General features: G+C 62.9%; 4 protein-coding genes. 3 read left to right on the forward strand and 1 reads right to left on the reverse strand.

Annotated elements, in window-relative coordinates; translation table 11 throughout:
* Positions 1–40 precede the first annotated feature (40 nt).
* Positions 41–979 carry a carbohydrate kinase family protein gene (locus ACT3TS_RS07360; protein ID WP_444530849.1) on the reverse strand — a complete coding sequence of 313 codons (939 nt, stop codon included), beginning with the start codon at positions 977–979 and terminating at the stop codon, positions 41–43.
* A 326-nt stretch (positions 980–1,305) separates the two neighbouring features.
* On the opposite strand from ACT3TS_RS07360, the gene ACT3TS_RS07365 reads away from it, so the two are divergent.
* The 3 genes from ACT3TS_RS07365 (at position 1,306) to ACT3TS_RS07375 (ending at position 6,748) form a co-directional block, all read left to right on the forward strand.
* The gene (locus tag ACT3TS_RS07365; RefSeq protein WP_444530850.1) at positions 1,306–4,329 is read left to right on the forward strand and encodes a discoidin domain-containing protein; all 3,024 of its coding nucleotides are present in this window, start codon (positions 1,306–1,308) and stop codon (positions 4,327–4,329) included.
* Between the two features lie 163 nt (positions 4,330–4,492).
* Positions 4,493–5,512 (forward strand): LacI family DNA-binding transcriptional regulator, encoded by a 1,020-nt coding sequence (locus ACT3TS_RS07370; RefSeq protein ID WP_444530851.1) that lies wholly within the window; start codon positions 4,493–4,495, stop codon positions 5,510–5,512.
* 126 nt (positions 5,513–5,638) lie between these two features.
* Complete coding sequence (locus ACT3TS_RS07375) at positions 5,639–6,748, forward strand: GTP pyrophosphokinase (protein WP_444530852.1); 1,110 nt, start codon at positions 5,639–5,641, stop codon at positions 6,746–6,748.
* The last annotated feature ends 169 nt before the right edge of the window (positions 6,749–6,917 follow it).

The following is a 6,917-nucleotide window of genomic DNA, read 5'->3' on the forward strand; positions in this document are numbered from 1 at the left end:
GATTGCCGTGAAATTTTCCTGCAGAAGGCCCTGCAGCCGGTCAGTTCCGCAATTCAGCCCGGCTGGGGGGATTGGCCCCCGCCCGGGAAACCGTGATGGCGGCCGCCCTCGCGGCGTAGTCAAGCACGTCTGCCAGGGCTGCGGTGTCCATGGCGCGCAGCTGGGTGCGGCGCTGGGCCCCGTCCAATTCCCTGTCCACAAGGGCCGACAGCAGCGCAGCCATGAAGGAGTCGCCGGCCCCCACCGTGTCCGCGACCTGGACCGGCGGCACGGCACAGGCAGCCTCACCGGCGGCGCACACTGCCCACGGGCCGGCACCGCCCTGCGTCAGAACAACGACGGCGGGACCTTCAGCACCGCCGATGGCAAGCCAATTGCGGGCAGATTCCTTGGGGTCAATGCCGGGGTAAAGCCATTCGAGGTCTTCGTCCGAAGCCTTGACCACATCGGCCAGGCGCACAAACTTCTCCGCCTGCTCCCGTGCGTAGTCAACGTCGGTGATGATGCTGGGGCGGCAGTTGGGATCAAAGGCGATCGTGGCGCGGGGGTGGGCGTCAATGACAGCGGCCAGGACCTGTTCGGCACCCGGAGCCAGCATGGTGGCGATGGAACCGGTGTGGAGCAGTGTTGTGGCGGCCAGCATGAAATTCGGTTTGTCGCCGGCTGCACCGAGATCCGGCAGCGACCAGTCGAGGGCGAACTCATACGTTGCGGCACCGTTTGCATCCAGCACTGCCCGGGCCACCGAGGTGGGCTGAGCGTCAGGGGCCATCGGGACCATCACGTCATTGGCCCTCAAATGCCCGGCCACCATGTCCCCGTAGGCGTCCTTGCCAAACCTGCCCAGGAACTGCACGGGGTGCCCCAAGCGGGCCAGCCCAACGGCCACGTTCATGGGGCTGCCGCCCACGTGCGGGACAGGGTCCTTGCCCGCGTGCACCACTTCATCAACCAGGGCCTCACCAATAACTGTCAACATGCCACCAGCCTATTGCCCCCTGTGGTGCTGTTGAAATGCACGGCCGGTCCAGGGCATGGCCAGGACCCGTCCTGCGCACTCCGCGTCATATCCGTCAAGACCCTGGTCAAATGTGACACAAGTCTCGTATACTTCGAAAAGTGACCGATAACATTCGTATTTCACCTTGAAATCCAGGGTATTTGGGCACCTTTTGTGGCCTTCAGGACTTCTACATGGGTTCCATAACAAATCGGCAGCCCGGCAATATACCCGTCTACGCGGTCCCGGCCACTGGTTTTTTGCACAGCCGTCACAACGAGCAGCAGTCGAGAGGTTTCACCTTTATGAAGAGCACATTGCGCAAGATTGCAGTGGTGGCCGCACTGAGCATGCCACTGGCCGGCATCGCCGCCGTGACACCGGCGGCCGCCGCGCCCGAAGAGTCCGCCGCCAACGCCGCGCCGGTTGTGGTCCCGTCCCTCCACGAATGGACAGGCGGCTCCGGCAAACTGGAGCTCACCCCCACAAGCCGCATTGTCGTCCCCAACGAACTGAACCAGGTAGGCGAGGAGTTTTCGGATGATTTGGCCGAAATGACGGGCCTGGAGCTCACAGTTGCCACCGGCGCCAGCAAACCCGGCGACATTTCCCTGGTCCTTGACGCTGCAGACAAGTACGCGACCGGCGGCGAGCGCTATGACGCAGAAGGCTACAAGCTCGATGTCACCGAAGCAGGGGTGACAGTCACCGCCCCCACCGAGACGGGCGCCTACTACGGCACGCGCAGCATCCTGCAGATCATGACCCAGTCCGACGGGCGCAACAAGCTGCCCGTCGGAGCGGCTGTTGACTGGCCCGACTACGAGGCCCGCGGCTTCATCCTCGACGTGGGCCGACGCGTGTTCACCGCCGACTTCATCGACGACTACATCAAAATGATGAGCTACTACAAGCTCAACCGCTTCCAGATCCACCTCAATGACAACCAGATATTTGTGGATGCCGGTGACTGGCGCGAGTCCTACATGGGCTTCAGGCTGAAATCCGACAACCCGAAGTACGCCGGCCTGGCCTCGGCGGATGGTTCCTACGACCGCGCCGACTGGGACGGCTTCGAGGCCACGGCGGCCAGCCGCGGCGTTCAGATCATCCCCGAAATTGATGTTCCCGCCCACTCCGCCGCCATCATCAAATGGCGTCCTGACATTGGCCTGGACAACGGCAAGTCCGACCACCTCGATCTCAGCAAGCCCGAGACCACGGCAGCCATCAAGGGAATCTTCGACGAGTTCATGCCCTGGTTCCAGGGCCCCGAAGTGAACTTTGGTGCCGATGAGTACCCGGGCGACAAGCTCCAGTACCGCCAGTTCTACAACGACATGGCCAAGCACATCCGCGACGCCGGAAAGCAGCCGGGCGCCTGGGGCAGCTTCACCCAGATGAGCAAGGGCACCGGCGCATCCGGCGTTGAGGGTTACGACAAAGACGTCATCATCAACTCCTGGAACAACGGCTGGTACGGGCTGAATGCTGCGGCCAGCGACGACATGAAGTTCATCAACACCAATGACGGCACCTTGTATGTTGTCCCCTTTGCCGATTACTACCACGGCAACGGCTTGAACAACCAGTGGCTGTACAACGACTGGCTGCCCAACACGGCCGGCGACGAGATGGTCGAGCCCAGCCAGATCATGGGTGCCATGTTTGCCGTGTGGAACGACCTGGTCGACAACGACTACTCCGAGCAGGACGTGCACGGCTTGATTGAGCGTTCCTTCCCGGTCGTGGCGCAGAAGACCTGGACAGCCGCGACCCCCACGGTTGCCTACGCTGATTTCAACAATGCACTGGACAAGATCGGCATGGGCCCGTCGCTGGGCACTGTTGAGGACACCACACCCGCTGCCGGGGCGGCTGACCTGGCCTCCGGCAAACCCGTGGCGGCCTCGTCGGCCAAGGAAGGCAATCCGGCGTCGAACCTCACCGACGGGGATCGAAACTCCCGCTGGGAGTCGGCCGATGCCGCGCCTGCGTCCCTCACGGTTGACCTCGGCTCGGTCCAGAAGGTTGGCGCGGTGACCGCCGAGTGGGCGGCCAATGCGCCTGCCGGATACGCCGTGGAAACGTCCAGGGACGGCTTGTTTTGGGACCGCACCACCACCCATGAGGTGGCAGGCGCCGGTGCCGACGAGGTCCGCTTCCCCACCACCGAAGCCCGCTTTGTGCGCCTGGCGGACCTCGTTCCCGCCGGCGGGTCAGGCACGGTGGGTGCCTGGAGCCTCGGCGTTGCGGGGATCACCAACGTTGCCGTGGGCGCCGAGGCCACGGCGTCGGGCACCGAAGCAGACAGCCTGCCCGCCAGCCAGGCCTTTGACGGCGACCTTGCCACGCGCTGGTCCGCCAACTACGACGGTGTGCGTTGGATTGCGGGCGATCTGGGCACGGTCCAGCCCGTCAATGAGGTGACGATCGCTTGGGAAGGTGCATCCGCCAAGGACTACACCGTGTCTACATCCGAGGACGGCACCACCTGGACTGTCGTTGCCACCAAGACCGGCATGCCCACCGGCAAGCGCACGGATGTCGTTGCCTTCGAGCCGGTCAATGCCGGCCACGTCAAGGTGGAGGTCCAGTCCGGAAACGTGAACCCCTACCTCTCCGCCTACGAAATTGAGGTCCGCAACACGGCGGTGGATGCACTTGGCGTGACAGGTTCCCTTGATCGGGAGCCCAATGCCGAGGGGAAGTTCAACGTCGCACCAACAGTGACACTGGCAGCCACCGGTGCCGCTGCTGACCAGGCCGCGATCGAGTACCGGATCGGCGACGGTGTGTGGACAGCGTATGCGGCACCGTTCGCGGTGGCGGGGGTTCAGCCGACAACCGTTGACTACCGCGCCAGCAGCGACGACGGGAGAGCCTTTGCCAGCAGCGAGAAGGAAACCTTTGCTGGGTATGTGGTCCTGGACCTGGCTGTGCCCGGCGCTTCACCGTCACCCACTCCGGATCCCACCGAGACGACGGCTCCGGCCACGACACCACCGACTACCGGCGCCCCCACGTCCCCGCCCGCCACGGCCGTTCCGACAACTGACGTGCCTGCAACTGATGCATCAGGCAACGACGTGCCAACCAGTCCGGGCTCCAGCGAACCGGCGGCGGGAGCGGGCGCATCGCCTACAGGCACCGGCGATCCCGGTGCAGCTGCTGGGTCTCCGGCTGGGGCGCCTGCCACCACGGATGGTGAGTTGGCCCGCACGGGTGCCAGCATAGGGGTGTTTGTCCTGGCCGGGATGCTCCTGACGGGAGCTGGCGCACTGGTCTTGGTTCGCCGTCGTTCATCACGCGGACGCTACCAAAGCTAGAAACGGCAGCCCGCCGAATCGGTGGGACGCAGCACTGTGGCGGTTGGGGAAATTCCCCAACCGCCACAGTTGTGGTTACAGTACTTTTTAGGGACACGGTTCGGTTGGCCCGCAGAATCTAAACCCACAAGTCCCCCAACAGCTTTGATTCGGCAGGTATTCAGTGAGCAATTCGGAATCCGGCCGCCCCGGCATTCGCGGCGTCGCCGAAGTTGCAGGCGTTTCACCACAGACGGTGTCCCGGGTCCTCAACGGCCATCACAGCGTGAAGCCCGCCACCCGGGAACGCGTCCAAGCGGCCATTTCGCAGCTAGGCTACCACCGCAACTATGCGGCCCGCAGCCTTTCCACGGGCCGTACCCAAATCATCGGTCTGGTCATGTTCACCAGCGATTCCTACGCCCGCTCGGTTGTGGTCGCCAGCATTGAACTCGCAGCCGCCGAATTGGATCATGCCGTCATCACCTCGCCCATCTCCTCCATGGACGACCACGTCATTGAAGCAGCAGTGCAGGGCCTGGTGGATCGCGGCGCCGACGGCATCATTCTGGCTGTGCCCATGATTGGTGCGAGTCCTGTGGTTTCCAGGATTGGCGACACCACGCCCATTGTCACCTTGGACGGCTCACGGACCGAGTCGAGCGAACTGCTGGTGATCGACCAGGCTCTCGTGACCGAGCTGGCCACGACGCACCTGCTTGAGTTGGGGCACGAAACAGTGTGGCACCTGGCGGGCCCACAAAACTGGATTGAGGCCTTGGACCGCAGCGATGGCTGGCGGACAACTCTGGAACGGGCGGGCAAATCAGTGCCTCCCGAACTGCAGGGCGACTGGTCGCCGGAGTCCGGTTACAAAAATGGGCTCATTGCTGCCCGCATTCCGGAACTGACGGCCCTTTTCGTTTCGTCCGACGAGATGGCGTTCGGTGTCATCCGTGCCCTGCATGAGAGCGGGAAACGGATTCCCGAGGACATTTCAATTGTCGGCGTGGACAACATTGCGCTGGCGGAATTCAGCTCGCCGTCGCTGACCACTGTCGCCCAGCCGTTTAAGATGATCGGCGAATTGGCCGTTCGGCGGCTGCTGCACCGGCTTCAAAATTCGCAGAACACCTTCCCGCCGTTTGCCATGGTGCCGGAACTGATCGTGCGCAACAGCACCGGCGTGCCGCCGGCGCGCTGATGGCGCACTGATGGCGCACTGTTGGGTAGCCGGCTGGCTCGCTGGGCCGCAATGTTTACCGAGTATTTGCGGAACTGTCGGCGGTGCTGCTCGCATGGGCGCCGCCCGGACGTTTAGGCTCGACTCATGAGTAGTAATTGGGAACGACTCGATGAATCGCTGCGCCCTGCCGTCAGCGCGTCGGTGGCTGATTTTGAACGGACACTTCCGACCCTGGAAAAAGTCACTGCAGAAATGGAATCGCTTGTCCGCGAAGTCCTGTCCGAGGCAGAGGACAAACCACTTTTTGTCACGAGCCGGACCAAATCGGTTGAATCATTCCGGGAGAAGGCCTCCCGGATGGTGACCGAGCCGGACGCGGCTCCCAGTCTCCAGTTCCCAGAACCGCTGCGGAACCTCACGGACATGGTGGGCGTGCGGGTCATCACCACACTGCCCGGAGAAAACGCCTTGGCAGCCAACTTGATCAAGCGCAAGCGCAGCATTTTTGACTGCCGTGGCGACACCGAGAAGGACATTGGCTCCATCGAATCCGGCACTTACGGGTATTCGAGCAGACACCTGATCCTGCGTACCATCCAAAACGATGTGGTCCGCGCTTATCAGGAACTGCTCGACGCTGAGCTCAAACCCAACGGCAGCTATTTCTTTGAATGCCAGATCCGCACCATTTTTGCCCACGCCTGGAGCGAGATTGAGCATGACATCCGCTTCAAATCCCAGGACCCCCGCGCCTGGAGCCCTTACTTTGACAGGCAGTTCACCGCCACTGCGGCCATGCTTGAGACAGTCGAGTCGGCGTTTTCCGAGCTCCACGACAGATACGAAACCGTCACCAGCTACTGGGACACAGAGGGCGAGGGTGAGGGCAACATCTCGCTGACTCCCAACCGGATCAAGGCGGTGTGGCAGACACTGCTGCCACATGTTGACAGGAAAGCCGATGATGACTGGGGCTGGGCTGCCGAATTGGTGGCTGCGCACGGGCTGCGCAAGACTGTCGACCTAGCTGCACTGTTGCAGCCCGAGATCATCTCCAACGTCAGGAAAGCGCTGGACCACCGGTACTCCCCCGGTCCCGACAGGCTGCTCGACGACCTGCTGCTATGGCAATTTGGGGAAAGCCACATTGACCTGACCGCTGAAGAGCCATCATCGGAGCAGACCCCGCGCCGCGACAGCTTGATTCGCCGGCACCAACAGATGAAGCGATACCGCAAAGCGCAGGGATTCTAGCCGCGCGAGCTCTTACCGTCTGCATATCGACCCTCTGGTGATGTGGTGGGGCAGGATCCGCTGGGACCTGGGCGCTTCAGGCTCCTGAGCTGCTGATTGCTCCGAAGCTGCCTGCCCGGCTGGGGGTTGTTTACTGCTCCGGGGCTTTCACGCCATCGGCGGGAGCTGC

It is taken from the genome of Specibacter sp. AOP5-B1-6 (assembly GCF_052376555.1).
Classification (GTDB): domain Bacteria; phylum Actinomycetota; class Actinomycetes; order Actinomycetales; family Micrococcaceae; genus Specibacter.